Annotated in this window: 22 protein-coding genes and 1 tRNA gene; 16 read left to right on the forward strand and 7 right to left on the reverse strand. The window is 28.7% G+C overall.

Features of this window, described 5'->3' with window-relative positions:
- The first annotated feature begins 203 nt into the window (after positions 1–203).
- From mnmG to D9V69_RS00045, 9 genes are all read left to right on the forward strand, one after another.
- Positions 204–2,090 carry a tRNA uridine-5-carboxymethylaminomethyl(34) synthesis enzyme MnmG gene (mnmG, locus tag D9V69_RS00005; RefSeq protein WP_158356309.1) on the forward strand — a complete coding sequence of 629 codons (1,887 nt, stop codon included), beginning with the start codon at positions 204–206 and terminating at the stop codon, positions 2,088–2,090.
- A 233-nt stretch (positions 2,091–2,323) separates the two neighbouring features.
- Positions 2,324–3,145, forward strand: coding sequence for a F0F1 ATP synthase subunit A (atpB, locus tag D9V69_RS00010; RefSeq protein WP_158356310.1), 822 nt, complete (start codon positions 2,324–2,326; stop codon positions 3,143–3,145).
- A 43-nt stretch (positions 3,146–3,188) separates the two neighbouring features.
- Positions 3,189–3,428, forward strand: a complete 240-nt coding sequence (gene atpE, locus D9V69_RS00015) for a F0F1 ATP synthase subunit C (RefSeq protein WP_158356311.1) — start codon at positions 3,189–3,191, stop codon at positions 3,426–3,428.
- 112 nt (positions 3,429–3,540) lie between these two features.
- Positions 3,541–4,038, forward strand: coding sequence for a F0F1 ATP synthase subunit B (locus tag D9V69_RS00020; RefSeq protein WP_158356312.1), 498 nt, complete (start codon positions 3,541–3,543; stop codon positions 4,036–4,038).
- The gene (locus D9V69_RS00025; protein ID WP_158356313.1) at positions 4,038–4,571 is read left to right on the forward strand and encodes a F0F1 ATP synthase subunit delta; all 534 of its coding nucleotides are present in this window, start codon (positions 4,038–4,040) and stop codon (positions 4,569–4,571) included. The genes D9V69_RS00020 and D9V69_RS00025 overlap by 1 nt, the downstream gene beginning before the upstream one ends.
- 14 nt (positions 4,572–4,585) lie before the next feature.
- Positions 4,586–6,124 (forward strand): F0F1 ATP synthase subunit alpha, encoded by a 1,539-nt coding sequence (atpA, locus tag D9V69_RS00030; RefSeq protein WP_158356314.1) that lies wholly within the window; start codon positions 4,586–4,588, stop codon positions 6,122–6,124.
- A gap of 31 nt (positions 6,125–6,155) precedes the next feature.
- On the forward strand, positions 6,156–7,028 hold the full coding sequence (gene atpG / locus D9V69_RS00035) for a F0F1 ATP synthase subunit gamma (RefSeq protein WP_158356315.1): 873 nt from the start codon (positions 6,156–6,158) through the stop codon (positions 7,026–7,028).
- Positions 7,029–7,053: 25 nt separating this feature from the next.
- On the forward strand, positions 7,054–8,451 hold the full coding sequence (atpD, locus tag D9V69_RS00040) for a F0F1 ATP synthase subunit beta (RefSeq protein WP_158356316.1): 1,398 nt from the start codon (positions 7,054–7,056) through the stop codon (positions 8,449–8,451).
- Between the two features lie 16 nt (positions 8,452–8,467).
- A complete protein-coding gene (locus D9V69_RS00045; RefSeq protein ID WP_158356317.1) occupies positions 8,468–8,881 on the forward strand; it encodes a F0F1 ATP synthase subunit epsilon in 414 nt (137 codons plus the stop codon).
- Between the two features lie 48 nt (positions 8,882–8,929).
- On the opposite strand, the gene gyrB is transcribed toward D9V69_RS00045, so the two are convergent.
- From gyrB to dnaA, 3 genes are all read right to left on the reverse strand, one after another.
- Complete coding sequence (gene gyrB / locus D9V69_RS00050; protein ID WP_158356318.1) at positions 8,930–11,332, reverse strand: DNA topoisomerase (ATP-hydrolyzing) subunit B; 2,403 nt, start codon at positions 11,330–11,332, stop codon at positions 8,930–8,932.
- Positions 11,333–11,408: 76 nt separating this feature from the next.
- Entirely contained in the window at positions 11,409–12,509 is a 1,101-nt protein-coding gene (dnaN, locus tag D9V69_RS00055; protein ID WP_158356319.1) for a DNA polymerase III subunit beta, read from the reverse strand.
- A 6-nt stretch (positions 12,510–12,515) separates the two neighbouring features.
- Positions 12,516–13,868, reverse strand: a complete 1,353-nt coding sequence (gene dnaA / locus D9V69_RS00060) for a chromosomal replication initiator protein DnaA (protein ID WP_158356320.1) — start codon at positions 13,866–13,868, stop codon at positions 12,516–12,518.
- 445 nt (positions 13,869–14,313) lie between these two features.
- On the opposite strand from dnaA, the gene rpmH reads away from it, so the two are divergent.
- The 4 genes from rpmH (at position 14,314) to mnmE (ending at position 18,020) form a co-directional block, all read left to right on the forward strand.
- Complete coding sequence (gene rpmH / locus D9V69_RS00065) at positions 14,314–14,457, forward strand: 50S ribosomal protein L34 (protein ID WP_158356321.1); 144 nt, start codon at positions 14,314–14,316, stop codon at positions 14,455–14,457.
- Between the two features lie 13 nt (positions 14,458–14,470).
- Complete coding sequence (gene rnpA, locus D9V69_RS00070) at positions 14,471–14,821, forward strand: ribonuclease P protein component (protein WP_158356322.1); 351 nt, start codon at positions 14,471–14,473, stop codon at positions 14,819–14,821.
- Positions 14,822–14,992: 171 nt separating this feature from the next.
- A complete protein-coding gene (gene yidC, locus D9V69_RS00075) occupies positions 14,993–16,588 on the forward strand; it encodes a membrane protein insertase YidC (protein ID WP_158356323.1) in 1,596 nt (531 codons plus the stop codon).
- A gap of 73 nt (positions 16,589–16,661) precedes the next feature.
- A complete protein-coding gene (mnmE, locus tag D9V69_RS00080; RefSeq protein WP_158356324.1) occupies positions 16,662–18,020 on the forward strand; it encodes a tRNA uridine-5-carboxymethylaminomethyl(34) synthesis GTPase MnmE in 1,359 nt (452 codons plus the stop codon).
- Between the two features lie 13 nt (positions 18,021–18,033).
- Here mnmE and D9V69_RS00085 read toward each other — a convergent pair.
- Positions 18,034–18,106 (reverse strand) — tRNA-Phe (locus D9V69_RS00085).
- 256 nt (positions 18,107–18,362) lie between these two features.
- Between D9V69_RS00085 and D9V69_RS00090 the strand changes: the two genes are divergently transcribed.
- The 3 genes from D9V69_RS00090 (at position 18,363) to efp (ending at position 21,827) form a co-directional block, all read left to right on the forward strand.
- Positions 18,363–18,653, forward strand: coding sequence for a co-chaperone GroES (locus D9V69_RS00090; RefSeq protein ID WP_158356325.1), 291 nt, complete (start codon positions 18,363–18,365; stop codon positions 18,651–18,653).
- An 84-nt stretch (positions 18,654–18,737) separates the two neighbouring features.
- The gene (groL, locus tag D9V69_RS00095) at positions 18,738–20,384 is read left to right on the forward strand and encodes a chaperonin GroEL (protein ID WP_158356326.1); all 1,647 of its coding nucleotides are present in this window, start codon (positions 18,738–18,740) and stop codon (positions 20,382–20,384) included.
- An 873-nt stretch (positions 20,385–21,257) separates the two neighbouring features.
- Positions 21,258–21,827 (forward strand): elongation factor P, encoded by a 570-nt coding sequence (gene efp, locus D9V69_RS00100; protein WP_158356327.1) that lies wholly within the window; start codon positions 21,258–21,260, stop codon positions 21,825–21,827.
- 16 nt (positions 21,828–21,843) lie between these two features.
- On the opposite strand, the gene dnaC is transcribed toward efp, so the two are convergent.
- The 3 genes from dnaC to rsmD all read right to left on the reverse strand — a co-directional run bounded on the left by dnaC (position 21,844) and on the right by rsmD (position 23,727).
- On the reverse strand, positions 21,844–22,584 hold the full coding sequence (gene dnaC, locus D9V69_RS00105; protein ID WP_158356328.1) for a DNA replication protein DnaC: 741 nt from the start codon (positions 22,582–22,584) through the stop codon (positions 21,844–21,846).
- A complete protein-coding gene (locus D9V69_RS00110; protein WP_158356329.1) occupies positions 22,584–23,078 on the reverse strand; it encodes a DnaT-like ssDNA-binding domain-containing protein in 495 nt (164 codons plus the stop codon). The genes dnaC and D9V69_RS00110 overlap by 1 nt, the downstream gene beginning before the upstream one ends.
- 70 nt (positions 23,079–23,148) lie before the next feature.
- Entirely contained in the window at positions 23,149–23,727 is a 579-nt protein-coding gene (gene rsmD / locus D9V69_RS00115; RefSeq protein WP_158356330.1) for a 16S rRNA (guanine(966)-N(2))-methyltransferase RsmD, read from the reverse strand.
- Positions 23,728–23,734: the final 7 nt, after the last annotated feature.

Genomic DNA, 23,734 nt, shown 5'->3' on the forward strand with positions numbered 1-23,734 from the left:
TCTTCACTAATAATAATAATAATAATTATAATATTATTTATATTTATTTTTTAAAAAACAAAACAAAAAAACCTGTTTAATTACTTTTTTAAGATCTTATTTTTAATATTAAAATGTGTTATCTTTATTAAAGATTAATACTATTTGTGTGTTTACAAAAATTAATACTATTTTACATGTTTAAAAATTTTTAAAGGTTTTTTATGTCCAATTTAAAAAATTTTGATGTTATTGTTATTGGTGCAGGACATGCTGGCACGGAAGCGGCCATGGCATCCTCAAGAATGGGTTGTAAAACTTTATTATTAACTCAAAAAATAACAGATTTGGGTGTTTTATCTTGTAATCCAGCTATTGGTGGCATTGGAAAAAGTCATTTAGTTAAAGAAATAGATGCATTAGGTGGAGTAATGGCTGAAGCCATCGATTATTCAGGTATTCAATTTCGTATTTTAAATTCTAAGAAAGGTCCTGCTGTCAGATCAACTAGAGCGCAAGCAGATAGGTTTTTGTACCATCAAAATATCAAGAAGATTTTGACAAGACAGTCTAATTTGTTCATTTTAGAAGCAGAAGTTAAAGATTTAGTTTTTAAAAATTATACTGCGATAGGCGTTTTAATAAATAGTGATATTAATTTTTATGCTACGTCAATTGTTTTAGCAACAGGAACTTTTTTAGATGGTAAAATTCATATAGGACTAGATAGTTATTCTGCTGGTAGAATAGGAGCTAAATCTTCTATAGATTTATCTTCTCGTTTAAGAGATTTATCTTTGCGTGTTAATAGATTAAAAACAGGAACTCCGCCCCGAATTGATATTAATAGTGTTAATTTTAAAAATTTATTTGTTCAGTATAGTGATGATCCAATACCAGTCTTTTCATTTTTAGGAAATGTTTCTCATCATCCTCGTCAAAGACCCTGTTATCTAACATATACGAATAAAAAAACACATGATATCATACGTAGAAATTTAGACAAAAGTCCAATATATCAGGGTATTTTAGAAGGTATAGGACCACGTTATTGTCCTTCTATTGAAGATAAAGTAGTTCGTTTTCCTGATAAAGAATCACATCAAGTTTTTTTAGAACCAGAAGGCTTGTCTAGCGTTATAATATATCCAAATGGAATTTCAACTAGTCTTCCTTTAAATGTTCAGACTGAACTCGTGCATTCTATTCATGGTTTAGAACATGCAAAAATTACTACTCCTGGATATGCCATTGAATATGATTTTTTTGATCCTAAAGATTTGCACTTGACATTAGAAAGCAAGTTAATTAAAAATCTTTTTTTTGCTGGTCAAATTAACGGTACAACAGGTTATGAAGAAGCAGCTGCACAGGGATTGTTAGCCGGTTTAAATGCAGGGTTAAATGCTAAGAATCAAGACAGTTGGTTTCCTAGAAGAGATCAAGCCTATTTAGGTGTTTTAATAGATGATTTAACTATAAAAGGAACGGATGAACCTTATCGAATGTTTACTTCACGAGCTGAATATCGTTTAATGCTAAGAGAAGATAATGCCGATTTGCGTTTAACAGACATTGGTCGAAAACTAGGTTTAGTACAAGATTTTAGATGGCGTCGTTATAATGAAAAACTATCTAGTATCACTATTGAAACTAAACGTTTGAAAACAATTAAAGTTTATCCTAACTCATCTGATGCAAGTATATTAAATGAATTATACAATATTGATTTAACTCAAGAAATCAGTTTGCTGCAATTGTTAAAAAAACCGAATATTCAATATAAAGATCTGCAAAATTTGCAGTTGTTTAAAACAGGTTTATGCGACTTAGAAGCGATTGAACAAATAGAGAATGAAGTAAAATATGAGGGTTATATTAAAAGACAATTAGACGAAATTCATAGGTCTATTAAACATGAAAATACTGTTTTATCAACGATTTTTGATTATAACCAGATAAAAGGATTATCTCGTGAAGCAGTAACAAAATTAAATGATTATCAGCCTGTTTCTATTGGTCAGGCTTCACGTATTTCTGGGATTACGCCGGCAACCATATCAATATTATTAATTTATTTAAAAAAAGCATCTTATAAAAAAAATTTATAGTATATAATTACATAGTTTTCTGATTTTAAAAAATTAAAATTTGATTTTAGTGAATTTAAAATACATAATATTTTTTTAGTATATTTTACATAATTTTTAAATTTTTTAATAAGCAACATAATCTATATTTAATTATGCTTCATGTTTTATAGTATTCGATATACAATGTGAGATGAAACAAATTATTATTTTTATTGGATATTTTTGAAAATTCAAATAAACGAGAACGTGCTATGGTTTTAGAAACAATGTCTGATCCTCAGAAATACATTATTCATCACTTAAAGCATTTACAAATAGATTTGCATACTTTAAAGATTATTGGACCAGGAACGTCTTCGAATTATTGGGCTTTAAATATTGATTCAATTTTTTTTTCTTTTATTTTAGGAAGTTTGTTTTTGGTTTTTTTTTATGTTATAGGAAAACAGATTACTACAGAAGTACCAGGTAAATTACAAACTGCTATTGAGTTAATCTTTGAATTTATAAATTTTAATGTAAAAACCATGTATCAAGGAAAAAATTATTTGATAGCACCCTTATCATTAACTGTTTTTGTGTGGGTTTTTTTAATGAATCTTATGGATTTAGTGCCCATTGATTTTATTCCGTTGTTTTGTGAAAAAGTATTTAAATTACCAGCTATGCGTACTGTACCCTCTGCCGATATTAACATTACATTATCCATGTCATTAGGTGTTTTTGTTCTTATTTTATTTTATACAATAAAGATAAAAGGATATATAGGATTTCTTAAAGAACTTACTTTACAACCCTTTCACCATCCTGTATGTTTTATGTTTAATTTTGTTTTAGAATTTGTTGCTTTGTTATCTAAACCGATTTCTTTAGCATTACGTTTGTTTGGAAATATGTATGCAGGAGAGATGATTTTTATTTTAATCGCAGGTTTGCTTCCATGGTGGTTGCAATGTTTTTTAAGTGTTCCGTGGGCTATTTTACATATTTTAATTATTACACTACAGGCTTTTATTTTTATGGTTTTAACGATTGTCTATTTATCCATGGCTTCTCAATCTCATAAAAATTAGAATTTATCTTGTTGTGTCGTTTTATTGAAAACGGGAGTTTATAATGAATCACTTGAATGTTGATACGCTTTATATAGCAGTGGCTATAATGGTCGGATTAGCTTCAATTGGAGCAGCAATTGGTATTGGTATTTTAGGAAGTAAATTTTTAGAAGGTGCAGCCAGACAACCTGATTTAGTTCCTTTATTAAGAACACAATTTTTTGTTGTGATGGGTCTTGTTGACGCTATTCCAATGATTGCTGTCGGACTAGGATTATATATGTTGTTTGCTATTTCATAACATTTTGATTTGAAGAATATACGTATTTTAGATTTCCTAATACAATCTTTACGTTCTTTTTTAAATAGCGTAAAGATTAATTTTTGATTTTTAATATATAAGGTGCATTATTGTGAATCTTAATGCGACAATTCTTGGACAGGCTATATCGTTTTTTTTATTTGTTTGGTTTTGTATGAAATATATTTGGCCGCCTATTATTTTAGCTATTGAAACTAGACAACATGATATTAAAGAATCGTTGGTCAATGCAAAAAAAGCTCAAGAAGAATTATGTATTCTCGAAAAAAAAATACAAACTACAATGAAACAAGCTAAAACAAAAGCATCTTTTATTTTAACAGAAGCTAATAGAAAGAAATTGTTAATTTTGGAAGAAGCTAAATATCAAGCTGTATTAGAAAGCAAAAAGATTCTTAAAAACGCTGAATCGGAAATTGAAATTAGTCTTATCAATGCACGCAAACACTTACGTAAAGAAATTGTTGATTTGTCTCTTTTTATGGCAGAAAAAATTATCAAAAAGAACCTTTTTCAAGAAGACAAAAAGCGTTTTTTAGATGAATTGTTAACCTCTTTATCACAAATGACGAGACAGGTAAAAAATTAATGTCCGTTTCAGATACTATTGCAAGACCTTATGCGCAAGCAATTTTTGAAATTGCAGTCAATGAACATTCTATTGAAAAATGGAAAAAAACGTTATTTGTTATTCAAGAAATTGCATGGCATCACAAGGTTAAAAGATTTTTATCCGGATCACTGTCTTCTCATTTTTTATCTTTAGCGTTTATTAAGATTGGCAATCGCATGATTGATGAGCAAGCAAAAAATTTAATAAAATTATTATCTGAACATCAACGTTTGAATATTATCAATAACATATTAGAACAATTTTTACATTTAGAAGCATCTCATAAAAATAGGTTAATTGTTCAATTAAAAACAGCATATGCTCTAAATGAAAAAGAGAAACTTAAAATACAAAAGTTGTTAGAAAAAATATTTTTGAGACAGATTAATTTTATATATATAGTAGATTGTCATATACTTGATGGTATAATTATAAAAGTGCATGATACAGTGTTTGATTTATCTATTCAAAACTATCTTAAACAACTTTCTAATGTTTTAAATTTTTGAGAGAACTATAATCAATGCAACTGAATTCTACAGAAATTAGCAGCTTAATTAAAAAACGAATATCTGAATTTGAAATATTCAATCAATCATATGATGAAGGCACTATTATTTCGGTGAGTGATGGAATTATCAAAATTAACGGTCTTTCTAATGTTATGTTGGGAGAAATGATTTTACTTTCTAACAATGAATATGCTATTGCATTAAATATTGAAAGAGATACTGTTGGTGCAGTCGTTCTAGGTCCTTATATTCAAATATCTGAAGGCACAAAGGTTAAATGTACTGGTCAAATATTAAAGGTTCCAGTTGGTTTTGATTTTTTAGGCCGTGTAGTAAATGCATTAGGAATCCCTATAGATGGAAAAAAATCAATAATAAATGATGCATTTTTTCCCGTAGAAACTGAGGCTCCTGGCGTGATTGAACGTCAGTCAATTAGTCAACCGATACAAACTGGTTATAAGGTCATTGATTCAATTATTCCTATTGGAAAAGGACAACGTGAGTTGATCATTGGTGATCGACAAACTGGAAAAACTGCACTGGCTGTAGATACAATTATTAATCAGAAAAAGTTAGATGTAAAATGTATTTACGTAGCAATTGGTCAAAAATTATCTACAGTTATTAATGTAGTTAAGAAATTAGAAGAATATGATGCTTTATTTAATACCATTATTATTGTTGCTTCAGCTTCGGAAGCAGCATCTTTACAATATTTATCTCCGTATTCTGGTTGTGCAATGGCAGAATATTTTCGTAATCAAGGAAATGATGTATTAATTGTGTATGATGATTTATCAAAACACGCAGTAGCATATCGGCAAATTTCTTTATTATTGCGTCGACCTCCGGGTAGAGAAGCATTTCCAGGAGATATATTTTATCTTCACTCTCGTTTACTAGAAAGAGCAGCGCGTGTTTCTGCGCAATATGTAGAAAAAAAAACTAGTAATAAAATTGTCGGCAAAACTGGTTCAATTACTGCATTACCGATTATTGAAACACAATCTGGAGATGTTTCAGCATTTGTACCTACTAATGTTATTTCTATTACAGATGGGCAAATATTTTTAGAATCAAATTTATTTAATGCAGGAATTCGTCCTGCAGTAAATCCTGGCATTTCTGTTTCTCGTGTTGGTAGTGCAGCACAAAGCACAATTATTAAAAAGTTATCATCTGGAATTCGTGCAGTATTAGCGCAATATCAAGAACTTGCAGCCTTCTCGCAATTTGCTTCTGATTTAGATGATGTCACTAGAACACAATTGAGTCGCGGTCAAAAAATTACAGAATTATTTAAGCAAAAACAATATTCGCCTATGTCTCTATCCGAACAAAGTCTTATACTTTTTGTCATTGAAAATCATTTTCTTGATGATATTCCCATAAATGATATTGTTGCATTTGAAACAGAGATATTAATTTATGCAGCAAATCAATATTCTGATTTAATGCATCAAATCGATCAAAATGGTTCTTTTAATACTGATATTGCAACACAATTTATACAATTAATTACTGAATTTAAAAAAAATCGGTTATAATATTATCAATTTTAAAAAATAAGAGAAAATAGTGGCAAGTATTAATGAAATAAAAAATAAAATTCTTAGTGTAGTTAATACTAAAAAAATAACTAAAGCTATGGAAATGGTTTCGGCATCTAAAATAAGAAAAACTCAAGAAAGAATGCAATTAGGAAGACCTTATTCAGAAATTATTAAAAAAGTGATTGCTCATGTAGTACAAGGAAATTTAGAATATAAGCATAGTTATTTGGAAAGTAGAAAAACACAACGTGTTGGTGTTATTGTAATATCTACTGATAGAGGTTTGTGTGGAAGTTTAAATACTAACTTGTTTAAAATAGTTTTGTTAAAAATGCAACAGTATGCTCGCGTTAATGTTTTATGTGATTTAGTATTATTCGGTCTGAAAAGCATCTCTGTTTTTAAATCATGTGGTAGTAATATTCTTGCTACTGTTTCTAATATAGAAGAAAATCCTAATTTATTAGAATTAATTAATTCTGTAAATATTTTATTAAAGGAGTATGATTTAAGAAAAATTGATAAAGTTTTTTTAGCTTATAATAAATTTCATAATAAAATGTCGCAAATACCAACATTAAATCAACTTTTACCTTGTTCCGGAATAACAACAGCAGTTCAAGGCGCAAAAAAATGGGATTATTTATATGAACCTGAATCTAAATTAATTTTAGATGTATTATTTAAAAGATATGTAGAATCTCAAGTATATCAAAGTGTTTTAGAAAACATTGCAAGTGAACAAGCTGCTCGTATGATGGCTATGAAAACAGCAACTGATAATAGTAGCAATCGCATTAAAGAACTACAATTGTTTTATAATAAAGTTCGTCAAGCGAATATTACTCAAGAATTAAATGAAATTGTTGCTGGTGCATCAGCGGTTTCAATTCAATAAAATAAGTTAGAGGTTTAAAGATATCATGGCTACTGGAAAGATTGTCCAAATTATTGGTGCTGTAGTCGATGTAGAATTTAATCAGGATTCAGTTCCGAAAATATATAATGCTTTAGAGGTAGTAAATAAAGACTCTAAATTGATTTTAGAAGTACAGCAACAATTAGGATCAGGTATAGTAAGAACTATTGCTATGGGTTCTTCTGATGGTTTAAGAAGAGGGCTAGCAGTCAAAGATCTTGGACATTATATTAAAGTACCAGTAGGTGAAGTTACATTAGGTCGTATTATGAATGTATTAGGTGAAACTATAGATCAAAAGGGTTCGTTAAAAAGTACAAATGATACCGATATTGAATATTGGGAAATTCATCGTTCTCCTCCAAATTATAGAGATCAATCGAGTTCTCAAGAAGTACTAGAAACCGGTATTAAAGTGATAGATTTAATGTGTCCTTTTTCAAAAGGAGGGAAAGTTGGTTTATTTGGTGGTGCAGGAGTTGGTAAAACAGTTAATATGATGGAGTTAATTCGAAATATTGCAATAGAACATTCTGGTTATTCAGTTTTTACTGGAGTAGGGGAAAGAACACGTGAGGGTAACGATTTTTATCATGAAATGAATGAATCTAAAGTTCTAGATAAAGTTTCTCTTGTGTATGGACAAATGAACGAACCACCAGGAAATAGATTACGAGTAGCATTTACAGGTCTCACAGTTGCCGAAAAATTTCGTGATGAAGGAAAAGATGTATTGCTATTTATTGATAACATATATCGTTATACGCTTGCAGGCACCGAAGTTTCTGCTTTACTCGGACGTATGCCTTCTGCAGTAGGTTATCAGCCCACGTTATCAGAAGAAATGGGTTTATTACAAGAAAGAATTACTTCAACTAAAAAAGGTTCCATCACTTCCGTTCAAGCAGTATATGTGCCTGCAGATGATTTAACAGATCCTTCTCCTGCAACAACATTTGCGCATTTAGATTCTACTGTAACATTAAGTCGTCAGATAGCCTCTTTAGGTATTTATCCTGCAGTCGATCCTTTGAATTCTACCAGTCGTCAATTAGATCCATATATAGTAGGGGAAGAGCACTATCAAACTGCTTTAGGTGTGCAAGCTATATTACAAAGATATCAAGAACTAAAAGATATTATTGCCATTTTAGGAATGGATGAATTGTCAGAAGAAGATAAAATCTTAGTTTCACGAGCACGAAAAATTCAAAAATTTTTATCTCAACCATTTTTTGTAGCGGAAGTATTTACTGGTATTCCTGGTAAATATGTTTCGTTAAAAGATAATATTCGCGGGTTTAAGGGAATTATAGAAGGTGAATTTGATACTTTTCCGGAACAATCTTTTTATATGGTAGGCTCTATTGAAGATATGATACAAAAATCTAAAATATTATAATATTTAGGATAGATCAATGAATTTTCATTTAGATGTTGTAAGTCTAGAAAAGCGTATATTTTCAGGAGAAATTAAGAAATTACGCGTTTCTGGTAGTGAAGGAGAGCTAGGTATTTATCCAGGACATTTGCAGTTATTAACTCTGATTAAGCCTGGTATATTATATGTTGTTCATAAAAATCACAAAAAAGAATGTCTTTACATATCTGGAGGAATATTAGAGATTCAGCCTTTTATCGTCTCTGTTTTAGCAGATATAGCAATTCGTGCTGTTGATTTAGATCGTGAACTTATCTTAAAAGACAAAAAAAAAGCAGAAGAAGCAGTGCTTGATGATAGTTTTAAAATCAATAAGAATCATATTCTTGTAAAAATTTCTCAAGAAATTGCTAAGTTACGTGTTCTAGAGATGATGGATAAGTTTAAATGAAACTAACTCGTTAAGCGGCTGGTGTTGCCCGCCGCAAGTATAGTTTTTTTAAACATCAATATTTTCTGCGTTTAAAGCGTTTTTTTGTATAAATTCTCTTCTCGGTTCTACCGCGTCACCCATTAAAATATTAAACAAGTTATTTGCAGAAATAGCATCTTTAATAGTCACTTGTAACATATTTCTAGTTTCAGGATTCATTGTAGTATTCCAAAGTTGTTCTGGATTCATTTCACCTAAACCTTTGTAACGTTGTATAAATAAACCATGCTTAGTGTGTTTCATCAACCATGCTAAAGTATTGTAAATATCTTTTATTTTATATATAAGACCAGATTTTTCTATTGATAATTTATATGAAAGAAATTTTTTAAATCTATTACCTAAATCGGTAATTAAAAAATATTCTTTACTTTTGATAAATTTTTCTCCAAAAAAATACTTTTTAATATAAGAACCATGAGATATTTTTATTGTTGCTTCAAAAATATTTTTATTAATATTTTTAGTGATTGTTTTCGAATAATGATTATTGTGATCTTTTTTGTTTAGTGTAGTCACTAATGTACTTATCCATAGATCGATATTTTCAAAATTTTTTAAATCATATAATGGAAAATGATAAATAAGTTCATTTAATAGAATTTTAGGTAAAACATATTTATTATTAAAGATATTTTGAATTATATGGTATTTAGATATAATTTTTTTAAATGTTTCAAGATGTTGATTAAAAACATTGTTATTTTTTTTTAAATTAATGTCTTGTAAAGCAATTTTAATTTGATATTTTTTTAACTCATCATCGTTTTTAATATATATTTCTTTTTTTCCTTTTTTGACTTTATATAGTGGTGGCTGTGCAATGTAAACATAACCCTGTTCAATTAAATCAGGTAATTGACGATAAAAGAATGTTAAAAGTAATGTGCGAATATGTGCTCCATCTACATCTGCATCAGTCATGATAATAATATAATTATATCTTAGTTTTTCTAAATCATACTCATTTTTTCCAATTCCACAACCTAATGCAGTAATCAGAGAAGATACTTCTTGTGATAAAATCATTTTGTCAAATGTAGATTTTTCAACGTTTAGTATTTTGCCTTTTAATGGTAGAATAGCTTGATATTTTCTATTTCTACCTTGTTTCGCTGATCCACCTGCTGAATCACCCTCTACCAAGTAAATTTCTGATAGTTTAGGATCATTTTCTTGACAATCAGATAATTTTCCAGGTAGCGTACCTAATTCTAGCATACCTTTTTTTTTGTTGAGTTCTCTTGCTCGTTTAGATGCTTCTCTTGTTTTGGACGCATGAATTATTTTTTGTATAATGTTTTTGGCATCAGTAGGGTTTTCTAAGAGGTACTCAATTAAATATTCATTAATTAAGGATTCTATTACTGATCTGGCTTCAGAAGAAACTAATTTATCTTTAGTTTGAGAAGAAAATTTTGGATCAGTTATTTTGATCGATATAACTGCTGTTAAGCCTTCACGAATATCTTCACCTATAACAGTGGTTTTATTTTTTTTATTGTATCCTTCTCTTTCTATATGTAAGTTAAACGTTCGCGTCATTCCAGAACGAAAGCCAGATAAATGTGTGCCACCATCTTTTTGTGGTATATTATTTGTGAAACATAGTATATTTTCTTGATGTGATGTATTCCATTGCATTGCTATTTCTAATTCTATTTGATCTTTACGGGCTTTAAAATAAAATATACGCGTATGAACAGAAGTTTTTGTAGCATTTAAAAATTTTACAAATGCTTTGAGTCCTCCTTTATAATGATAGTAATTTTTTGTTTTAGTACGATCATCGTGCAGATAGATTGAAATATTTGCATTAAGAAAAGATAATTCACGCAAACGTGTAGATAAAATCTCATATTGAAATGTTATATTATTTGTAAATGTTTTATAACTAGGCCAAAATCTTATATATGTACCTGTATCGTGTGTTTGACCAACTATTGAAAGAGGATGTTGTGGTGTACCATTTTTATATATTTGTCGATATTTTTTTTCATTTTTATAAATGATAAGTTCTAGTTTTTCAGATAAAGCGTTGACGACCGATATTCCTACACCATGTAATCCTCCTGATATTTTATACGAGGTATCGTCAAATTTACCTCCAGAGTGCAATACTGTCATTATTACTTCTGCAGCTGAAACATTTTCTTCTGGATGTATATCAGTAGGAATACCTCTTCCATCGTCTTGAACAGACACTGAATTATCTGTATGAATTGTCACTATAATTTCTTTGCAAAACCCTGATAATGCTTCATCAATAGAATTATCTACTACTTCAAAAACCATATGATGTAGTCCACTACCGTCATCTGTGTCGCCAATATACATACCTGGTCTTTTACGGACAGCATCTAATCCTCTTAAAATCTTAATGTTAGAAGAATCGTATGTGTTTTTCATAATCTTCCTTTTTAACATGTTTTGTTAAATATTTTGTTATCTGTTTGTAAAAAATAAAATTATTATTTTTTAATATTTAACGTCTTAACAGCATTATTACGTACAAAGTTTTATCATCATTTTCTGCTGCAATGTGTATAGCATTATTAGCATCATTGAATGTAAATAAAATATTTTCACTATCAACTGTATTTAATATATCTAATATATAGTATACGTTAATTGATATGTCTATGTTTTTGCCGCAATAATTTATATCAAATGAATCTTCTGCTCTTTCTTGTTCTTGATTATCTGATAATACTTCAAATCGATTGTTCTTGATATTTATTTCTATTCCACAAAAATTTTTATTTGCTAGAATAGACACGCGTAATAGTGATTTTTTTAATAATGCTTGATTTAAAAGAACAGAATACTGTTTATTTTGCATTAAAATACTTTGATAATCTGGATATTCTCCTGATATCAACTGAGCAGTAAAAATCAATTCTTCTATATGTATTCTAATGTTATTTTTGCTAATCAGAACATGTATTAACTGTTTTTTAACGTTTAATAACTTATATAGTTCAATAACTGCTGCTCTTGGAATAATAATAGAGAAAGGGTTAATGTTTTTGTCAAGAGATATTTTTGACACACCTAGACGGTATCCATCGGTACCCACAATATACAGTGATATATTTTTTTTTTCTAATAAAACACCGTTTAGATAATAACGTACATCTTCTTTTCCCATAGAAAATTTTGTTTTTTTGATCATGTTTTTTAAAACATCTGAATAGATGAAGAATTCTGAAATGTAACTCACATCGTTGTGATTCGGAAAAGTATTAGAGGGTAAAGTGTTCAGTATATATTTGCTGTTACAAGAAGTAATATACATTTTGTTTTCTTTTGCTTCAATTTTTATCTCGGATGATTCTAATGAATGACGGCAAATATCTAATAATTTTCTTCCTGACACAGTAGTGGATCCTGGAGTATGTTTTGTTGATATTTTTATATTAACAATTAACTCTATTTCTAAATTTGTTGTAGTTAAAGACAAAATTCCATTATGAATAGTTATTAAAATATTTTCTAAAATTGGATTAGACACGTTTTTAACAATTAATCGATTTGTTTTTTGCAAATATTTACTTAAACTGTTACTTTGAATGTAAAATTTCATATATTATCACACTGATAAGGTTCTAATTAAATTTAAGAAATCTTCTTTTATATCTGAATTTTCTTTTCGTAATTGTTTAATTTTTCTACACGCATGTAAAACTGTTGTATGATCTCTTCCATTAAATGCATCTCCGATTTCAGGGAAACTATGATTAGTTAGTTTTTTGGCAAGAGCCATTGCCATTTGTCTTGGTCGAGCTATTGATCTTGAGCGTTTTTTAGAGAGTAAATCTGTGACTTTTATTTTATAATATTCTGAAACGGTTTTTTGAATATTATCAATAGTCATAATTTTATCTTGTAAAGCTAGTATATCTCGCAGCGCTTCTCTGGCAAATTCAACAGTAATTAAGCGATGTGTAAATCTTGCATTCACAATAACTCTATTAAGCGCTCCTTCTAATTCTCTAACATTAGAGCGTAAACGTTTAGCAATAAAAAGCGCTACCTCATCAGATAATATTATATTGCTTTCATCTGCCTTTTTTATAAGAATAGCTATTCTAGTTTCCAATTCAGGCGGATCTATTGCCACAGTGAGACCCCAACCAAATCTTGATTTAAGACGATCTTCCATTCCATTTATTGTTTTAGGATAGCGGTCAGAGGTTAAAATAATTTGTTGATTGCCTTCTAGTAATGCATTGAACGTGTGAAAAAATTCTTCTTGTGACCGTTCTTTATGAGCAAAAAATTGAATATCATCAATTAACAGTGCATCAACAGAACGATAGTATAATTTAAATTTTTCAATAGCATTATTTTGCAATGCTTTTACCATATCTTGAACAAAACGTTCAGAATGCATATAGACGATTTTAATGTTATATTTATGTGATAAAATTTTATTTCCTATAGCATGAAGAAGATGTGTTTTTCCTAACCCGGTACCACCGTATAGAAACAATGGATTATAAGCATTTCCCGGATTGCTTGCCACTTGAGATGCTGCAGCTCGTGCAAGTTGATTAGATTTTCCTTCTATAAAATTTTCAAAATTATGTTTTTTATTAATATTAGAAAAAAAATGTTTCTTTTTTAATGTTAAAAATGTGTTCCATATTTTTTTTTTATCTTGATTGCCATGAGTGTTCGATGTATTTTTTTCTTCAATTTTTTTATATATTTTAAATTTTATAAATGGAGAATTAGAGCCGCAAAAATCTTTTAATATAATTTTAAAATGAATCAAGTATTTATCTTTTACCCAATCCAAAACAAATTGATTTGGCGCGTATATTTCCAAGATATTATTGTTTAGTTTAGCTTTCAGAGAACGTATCCACATACTAAACTCTGTATTAGAAAGCTCATTCTGCAACCGGTCGAGGCACTGTTTCCAAAGACAAGGTGACACGGTAGACTCCAATTAAACAAAATTAATAAAAAATTTAAAAATTATTGTATTTTATGTTTTTTGATGTACATAATTTTATGTAAAAAATTAATATAAAATTATATTTTTTACGTTAAAAGTTATACAATTTTAGATTGGTGAGTATAACGAAAAGGATGTAATATATTACTGAGATATTTTCTATTCTTTAAAGAAGTGATTTTTTATTTTTTATTTTAAATGTTATATCACAAAATGTACTTAATTATATCAGAATCACATATTAAACATATTATTTAAGACAAATTTATTTAGCGATATATTATAAATTTTTTTAAAATAATTTCTATTGTCAATATTTTCAAACAAAGTTGATTGACTATATGATGTAGAATAATTACTCTTAAGATAACAACCTATCTAAATAAACAATATTTTATAAAATAATTATCGGGTAAACAAAAAAATGAAGCGAACTTTTCAACCATCAGTATTAAAACGTAATCGTTCTCATGGATTTAGAATTCGTATGTCCACAAAAAATGGTCGTTATATTTTATCACGTAGACGTGCTAAGTTAAGAACACGTTTAACCGTTTCTAGTAAATAGTAGGTTATTAATCGTGTTGAATTATTTTTTTAAAAAAAAATTGAGATTATCCAGTTCTATAGATTTTAAATATGTTTTTTCAGAATTTTATCAAAAAAACACTCAAGAAATAAGTATTTTAGGACGTTTTAACATCTTAGGCTATCCTAGGCTAGGCTTGAGTGTATCTCGTAAAAACATTAGGTATGCTCATGACAGAAATTTAATCAAACGATTAATTCGAGAAACATTTCGTATTTTGCAATATCGATTGATAGCTATGGATTTTATAGTGATAACAAAAAAAAATATTCTTTTTTTAAATAATAAAAAGATTATTAATATGCTAGAAACTCTATGGTCGCATTATCATCACAAATCTTAATCACATTGTGAAATTAATTTAACTATCAATATAGTCCACTTTTTGTTTAAAATTCTCATTATTTTATTATAATATGATGTAAAAAGTAATTTTTTTAATCATTATAAAGATTTTTTAATATAAACGTCATCATGCATCTTCAAACATTAAAGGTAAAAGTGAACACTAATTATGGAAGTACAACGTAATTTTTTTATTTTTTCTTTTTTATTTATTTCCTTTTTGCTTTTTCAGGCGTGGCAAAGTCAATCGCTGCTAAATAATAAAACTAGTAAAAATACTAGAACACTGCATCTTGTTAATAACGAACAACATAAAGATCAAATTATCATTAAAAATGACGTCATTAGCATGATTGTAAATATGCGTGGAGGAGATATAGAAGAAGCTGATTTACTTGCATATAAAGAAAAATTGCATTCTTCTAAATCTTTAAAGTTACTTCAAACTTCACCTAATTTTATTTATCAAGCACAAAGTGGTTTAGTTGGAAAAGATGGACCAGATAGTTCAAAAAAAAGAAACAGACCATTATACTTTTCAGACAAAAAGTTTTTTGAATTAAAAGCTGATCAAAAAGAATTACGTGTACCAATAAAATCGATCAGTCAAAATGGTATAACTTATACAAAAACCTTCATTCTCAAACCGAAAAAATACGATATTGAAATAGAATATGATATTTATAATCCAACAAAAAAAGTTTTAAAATTAAATATGTTTGGACAGATAAAACAGACTATGCATACATTAAAAAAACATGATATTTACAGTGGAAATTTTGCTTTGCAAACGTTTCGAGGTGCTGCCTACTCTAGTTTAGATAAGAAATATGAAAAATATAACTTTGATAATATTGCTGATGATAAGAATTTGCACGTGATGACTGAAAACGGTTGGGTCGCTATGTTACAGCAATATTTTGCAGTTGCTTGGATTCCTTGTAACACAGGTGTTAACACTATATATACATCTAATTTAACTCATGATGTCGCTGCTATTGGTTATAAATCATCTCCAATTCAAGTTTTTCCTAATAAACATACCATTACGAAAGCAAAATTATGGGTAGGACCTGAAATACAAGAAGAAATGAGATTAGTTGCACCAAATTTAGATTTAACTGTAGATTATGGATGGCTGTGGTTTTTATCGCAACCATTATTTAAATTATTAACTATTTTGCATAAATTTATAGGTAATTGGGGTGTATCTATTGTTTTAATCACCTTTATCATGAAAGCTATAACATATCCATTAACAAAATCTCAATACATTGCAATGATAAAAATGCGTCGATTACAACCGAAAATTGAAGAAATAAAAGAGCAATTTAAACGTGATAAAAAACGCATTAGTCAAGAGATGATGAATTTATATAAAAGAGAAAAAATTAATCCATTAGGTGGTTTTTTGCCTATTTTTATTCAAATGCCAATTTTTTTATCTCTGTATTATATGCTAGTAGGTTCTGTTGAATTACGTCATGCTCCTTTTATTTTTTGGATTCACGATTTATCTAGTCAAGATCCATATTATGTGTTGCCTATTATTATGGGTTTAACAATGTTTTTTATTCAAAAAACGTCATCTACTGGCAATAATATTGCTGATCCCATTCAACAAAAAATTATGAATTTTGTTCCTGTAGTTTTTACAGTATTTTTTTTATGGTTTCCTTCAGGATTAGTATTATACTATATTGTTAGTAATTTAGTTACGATTATACAACAAAAGTTCATTTTTTCTACATGTAATAAAGATTAAATAGAAAATATTTTAACTCACCTAAAAAACATAAAATTTTTTAATTTTTGTAACACTTCTTAAGAAAGAATTTATGATTAATAATGATACAATTGTAGCTCAGGTGACTCATCCTGGAAAAAGTTCTGTTGGAATATTAAGAATCTCTGGACCGAAAACGAAAACTATTGCTATAGAAATTTTAGGAGCATTACCTCGAGCAAGATATGCTACTTATTCAAATTTTTTAGATTCTCAAAAAAGAGTATTAGATAAGGGTATCGCTTTATGGTTTCCAGCTCCTTGTTCTTTCACAGGAGAAGATATACTAGAATTACAGGGTCATGGTAGTCCATTAATAATAGATTTACTAATACAAAGAATTACATCAATTATGCATACTAGAATAGCGCGACCAGGAGAATTTTCTGAACGTGCTTTTTTAAATGGTAAAATAGATTTAATTCAAGCAGAAGCTATCGATGATTTAATTAATGCTGAAACTGAATTATCAATACGTGCATCTTTAAATTCATTACAAGGAGATTTTTCTTCTTCTATTGAAAAGTTAATAAATGTTATTGTAGCATTACGTATGCATGTCGAATCTACTATAGATTTTTCAGAGGAAGATATCAATATTGATATCAATCAGATCATTAATAGTCAATTAAAACAATTAGATCATCACTTTAAAAAATTAAAAAAAACTATTGCAGAAGGTAAGTTACTTAAAGAAGGGAAAAAAATAGTAATTGTTGGCTTTCCAAATACAGGAAAGTCGAGTTTATTAAATATTTTGTCATGTTCTGATAGAGCAATTGTAACAAATATTGCTGGTACTACAAGAGATCTTCTCTATCAGTATGTTAATATCAATGGTATTGTATGTGAATTAATTGATACTGCAGGATTACGCAATACACACAATGAAATAGAACGAATTGGTATAAAGCGAGCTTGGAATATACTTCAAACCGCAAATCACATTCTTTTTGTTATCGATGCAACCATAGAACCATTAGAACAAAAAAAAATATCCAAAGATTTTTTAAACAAAATTCCAACAAACATTGAAGTTACTTTTGTTTTAAATAAAAATGATTTATTGAATAAGCGATTTGGTGTTAAAAAAATTAAAGATATGTTTTTTTTCAGAGTTTCTGCTTTGACAGGTGAAGGAATTGATAGTTTGCGAAATCATATTGTAAATATTGAAAAAAATAAAAGCGAAGAAGGTGTGTTCATTGCTCGTAGACGTCACATTAATCAAATTAATTTAGCATATAATGAATTATCAAGAGCTCAAAAAAATTGGTCATCGTATGAAAATATTGAACTATTAGCTGAATCATTAAATTTAATGAATAAATTTTTAGGAGAAATTACGGGAAAGTTTAGCACTGAAGATTTGTTAAAAAATATTTTTTCTAATTTTTGTATTGGTAAGTAAGGCCAAAATAATATGCCCGGAGGCGGAATTGAACCACCGACACGGGGATTTTCAGTCCCCTGCTCTACCGACTGAGCTATCCGGGCTTATTTGAGAAATTATATTAAATCATCAAATGTAAAACATTGTCAATTGTTTTTTTTATTTGTAACAACGTCTTTTTTGTTTTTTAAAATCATAATATATATTTTTTAATAAAATTTTTTTCAGTAAAAAATAAAAAAACAATATTTACCCTTGAAAGTTTCTATAAAGATCCCTATATTTAAATTAAGACAAGATTTTATGAAGTAAATTATAAATAAAATTACTAAGCAAGATTATTCACAGAGGTATTGTTATATGAAAATTCGTCCGTTGCATGATCGTGTTCTTGTTAAGCGTCAAGAAGTTGAATCAAAATCTGCAGGTGGAATTGTTCTTACAGGCTCTGCTGCAGGTAAATCTACTCGAGGGACTGTCACTGCTGTCGGTAAAGGACGTACATTAGATAATGGGCAAATTAAAGCACTAGATGTGAAAGTTGGTGATGTTGTGATTTTTAATGAAGGTTATGGCGCAAAAACAGAGAAAATTGATAATGAAGAGTTGTTAATTTTAACTGAAAGTGACATTTTAGCAATTGTTGAATAGTAAACTTAGAAAGAAAAGAACATAAGTATATTACTAGACGCTTATCCATTAAAACATTAAAAAATTTATTTAAGGAAATGTAAAATGGCCGCTAAAGATGTAAAATTTGGTAATGAAGCGCGAATTAAAATGCTTCGTGGTGTAAATGTTTTAGCAGATGCGGTAAAAGTGACATTAGGCCCAAAGGGTAGAAATGTTGTTCTAGATAAGTCTTTTGGAGCACCTAGTATTACTAAAGATGGTGTATCAGTTGCTCGTGAAATCGAATTAGAAGATAAATTTGAAAACATGGGCGCTCAAATGGTTAAAGAAGTTGCGTCTAAAGCAAATGATGCAGCTGGAGATGGTACAACAACAGCAACGTTATTAGCACAATCTATAGTTAATGAAGGTTTGAAAGCAGTCGCTGCTGGAATGAATCCCATGGATCTTAAACGTGGAATTGATAAAGCCGTCATCAGCGCCGTAGAAGAATTAAAAAATTTATCAGTACCATGTTCTGATTCTAAAGCTATTACGCAAGTAGGCACTATTTCCGCAAATGCAGATGAAAAAGTAGGCGCGTTAATTGCTGAAGCAATGGAAAAAGTTGGGAACGATGGAGTCATCACGGTAGAAGAAGGAACAGGTTTACAAAATGAATTAGAAGTTGTTAAAGGTATGCAATTTGATCGAGGTTATTTGTCTCCTTATTTCATTAATAAACCAGAAACAGGTATCGTTGAATTAGAAAATCCATATATTTTAATGGCGGATAAAAAAATTTCAAATGTTCGTGAAATGTTACCAATATTAGAATCTGTTGCAAAATCTAGTAAACCGCTATTAATTATTTCAGAAGATTTAGAGGGTGAAGCTTTAGCGACATTAGTTGTTAATTCGATGAGAGGCATTGTTAAAGTAGCTGCAGTAAAGGCTCCTGGTTTTGGAGATCGTCGAAAAGCAATGTTACAAGATATTTCTATTCTTACTGGTGGTTCTGTTATTTCCGAAGAATTAGCAATGGAATTAGAAAAATCTACTCTAGAAGATTTAGGACAAGCAAAACGTGTTGTGATCAGCAAAGATACTACAACTATTATTGGTGGTATCGGTGAAAAACACACTATTCAAAGTCGTATCAGTCAAATTCGTCAAGAGATTCAAGAAGCAACGTCTGATTATGATAAAGAAAAATTAAATGAAAGATTAGCAAAATTATCAGGTGGAGTTGCAGTACTGAAAGTAGGAGCTGCTACCGAAGTAGAAATGAAAGAGAAAAAAGCTCGCGTTGAAGATGCATTACATGCAACCCGTGCCGCAGTAGAAGAAGGCGTTGTTGCTGGTGGAGGTGTTGCGTTAGTTCGGGTAGCTGGTAAGTTATCTACACTTCGTGGTCAAAATGAAGATCAAAATGTAGGTATTAGAGTAGCTTTACGTGCTATGGAAGCTCCTTTACGTCAAATTGTTTCTAATTCTGGTGAAGAACCTTCTGTTGTTACAAACAATGTAAAAGATGGAAAAGGTAACTATGGTTATAATGCAGCCACTGATGAATATGGTGACATGATAGATTTCGGGATTTTAGATCCTACTAAAGTCACACGTTCTGCTTTACAGTATGCTGCTTCAGTTGCTGGTTTAATGATTACTACAGAATGCATGGTCACTGATTTACCAAAAGAAGATAAATCTTCTGATTCTGCTCCTTCTTCTGCAGGAGGAATGGGTGGAATGGGTGGTATGATGTAACAATACCCTATTTTATTTGTTATTAAAACTATTTAACAACTTCTTTCCTCAGATATTTTTTCTGAGGAAAGTTTTTGTTTATTTTGCATTTAATGTATTTTATTAACACTATTTACTATGACAGTATTATGAATTGATTGTGTTTTTTTCAGCAGTGTTGTAAATTAATCTAAAAATTAGATATTTAGATATTATTTAAATAATGTGCGAGAATGTTTAGAATGATGCATCACTGCAATTTGATAAAATTTTTTCGATGATTTTTAAATTATGCTTTATAATATATTTTAACGTAATAAAGTGTTATGCAATTTTTTAGTGGTTTATTGTCTATTACCTAATTCATGTTTTTTATAGAGTATTAATATTACAAAATGCATATAAGTGACCTTCTAATTTTATAGGAATTTAGAAGATCTATAAAAATGTTTAGTGATTGAATTAGATATAAAAAATAGAAAATGTTTTTCAAACAGTAATGATAATTCATAGTGCAAAAATTTTTATCATCCATAAAACTTTACTATAAAGTTTTTACTTAAAATCTAGTACAATCTAGTAAAACATCATATTTTTTGTTTTTTCTTCGTTTTTTCGAATTTTTAAAAAACAGAAAATTCTTGATTTTTTTCTTATTGTTTATAGAAAATATCAAAATATTTTATTTTTTTAATAAAAGACCAAAAAGAAAAAATCAAAAATATTAATACTGTTGTATTCAAAACATTTTTCATTAGTTTTCAAGCCAAATTTTATTAATTATTTTTTATTTTCATGATAGAATATTAACGGTGTAATATCAATAATCATTTTTTATATTTATTATTGTTTTTATTTTGTGTATATTTATGATATTAAATAATAAAGGTTTTTATGAGAATATATCATAGCAATAATTTCCGTTCTGGTAATAAAATTATTTTTGAAAAAGAACCTTATTTAATTGAATCTAGCGAATTTGTGAAACCGGGAAAAGGACAGGCCTTTGTTCGCGTAAAATTAAGAAAATTCTCTACAAAGCAATTAATAGAAAAAACATTTAAATCGACAGATACTTTAGAAGTAGCTGATGTTATAGAATATAAATTGTGTTATTTATATAATGATGGTTATTTTTGGTACTTTATCAATAACAGTACCTTTGAAGAACTTACAGTAGAGAAAAACATTATTGGTCCTCACAAAAAATGGTTATTAGAACAAGATGAATGCCTTGTAATTCTATGGAATCAAAAACCAATTTCCATAGTACCAAAAACTTTTATCGAGGCTAAAGTAATTAGTACTGCAGTAACTTTAAAGGGAGATACTATTAATACATCCGTCACCAAACTGGCTACCTTAACAACTGGAGCAGTGATAAGAGTACCTTTATTTATTCAAAATGGTTCATTAGTAAAGGTAGACACTAGATCTGGAGAATATGTTTCTAGAATTAAGTAAAATTTTATCATTTTTATTAATATTCATTTCCTGTAACGTATTGTCTATAGCTTTCCCATTCAAATGTTAACCATAGACTATTTCCTAAACGCATTCTATCAATTACTCTTTCTCCTAATAAATTTTGCATACCTTTGTGATCTAAATTAGACAGCATTCCAGTCGAACGTTTAGATGATGATCGTCTATCCACTATTTGATTGATGATTACTTTTTCATAACGAGATTCAGTTTGCATTCCAATTTCGTCGATCATGAGCAAATCAACACTACTAAGATTATGCAACAAGTGTTCTTCGGTCATGTTACTAGACCCGTTAAATGTACCCTTCATATTAGACATTAAATCAGCTACTGTAACCAGTAAAATACTTTTTCCATGTAAAATTAAATAATTACCTATTGCCGATGCCAAATGATTTTTTCCTGTTCCTGGTTTTCCTGAAAAGATAAAGCTTGCAATATTTTTATTGAATTCTTCTGCATATTTTTTTGATGCTTTTAGCACTCTTCTATGACCATCGTGTTCAACTTTGTAATTGTCAAATGAACAATTCATATACAATTCTCGAATACCTGATCGACCCAGTACGCGTTGCATTTTCATTGCTTTATTTTCACGTATTATAAACTCAGAAGATAGTCGGCCTTGTTCTTGATTCCAAGATAATAAGTCTTCTTCATTTTTAAATTTTGGTTTTATGTTATGAGGCATTAAGCGTTGAAGACGTTTAAAAAATTCAGTATAAAATGTCATTATTTACCCCTGAATCCATTGGGTATAATTTTATCTGGTTTTGGTATAAAAGTAATATCTCTTTTTTGTTTTGCATTATTATTAATCATTCTACTGTTATATATACTTCTAGCTAACTTTTGTTGCCATTGCATGTGATAGCACATACAATTTTCTTCTTTCCAATAAGAAATAAAAGATGCTAATTCAAATTCCGAGACTTCTTTATTTAAAAAAATACCCCATAATGCAGCTTGACGAATGAAATCTTTATCTGGAGTCCAGTTAGCATGCATAGCAAATTTATTATTGATATTTTCTTTTATTTTTTCTTGTTTGAGACAATGATATTTAATATCAAATATTTTTTTTAAAAACTCTGGAGTCATCGCATAAAAAATAGGTTGTTTATTGTTTATAATTCTTACCGCTCCATTACTAGATGCTTCTATAATTTGAATTGGATTTTTACAAAATGCATTTAACGTTGCATTTTTAGAAATTAAAATTTTCATGATTTTTTTAAACCTTATATTTATTTGATTGTTTCACATTGATTTTGATTAAAATTGTGAATGTATTTTATCAAATGTGTCTATTAAATATATAAAGATAACATGCGATTTTTTTTGTGATCTTTTTTTTATATAAAACCCAATTTTTAGATATTAAAATAGGTGTTTTATTTTCTGTTTCAATGTAAAGCAGTGAATTTTTTTTTACCCAATTGTTATTTTCTAATAACTTTATAGTAGATTGCACCAGTCCTTGATGAAAAGGCGGATCAACAAATATTATATCATACGGTTTTCCTTTTTTTTTTAGCCAATATAAAGTGTTAGTATGTATAATTTCTATATTATATAAATTTAATTTTTTGGTATTTTTTTTGATATTGACAATGTTTTTTTTATTTATTTCTAAACATGTTAAAAATTTAGCATGACGTGAAATGGCTTCAATTCCTAGCACGCCACTCCCTGAAAAACAATCAAGACATCTAGAGCGTGGAATATATTCAGATAACCATTCGAAAAGCATTGTTCTTATTCGATTGGTAGTCGGACGTAAGTTTGAATGATATTGAAAGGGTATTTTTCTTCCCTTAAGTTTTCCAGAAATGACGTAAATTTTATTGTTTTTTTTGAGAAAAACATTGTTCATTTTATTA

Origin of the sequence: Buchnera aphidicola (Hyadaphis tataricae) (genome assembly GCF_005081445.1) — a bacterium.
In the GTDB taxonomy this organism is placed as follows: Bacteria; Pseudomonadota; Gammaproteobacteria; order Enterobacterales; family Enterobacteriaceae; genus Buchnera; species Buchnera aphidicola_AE.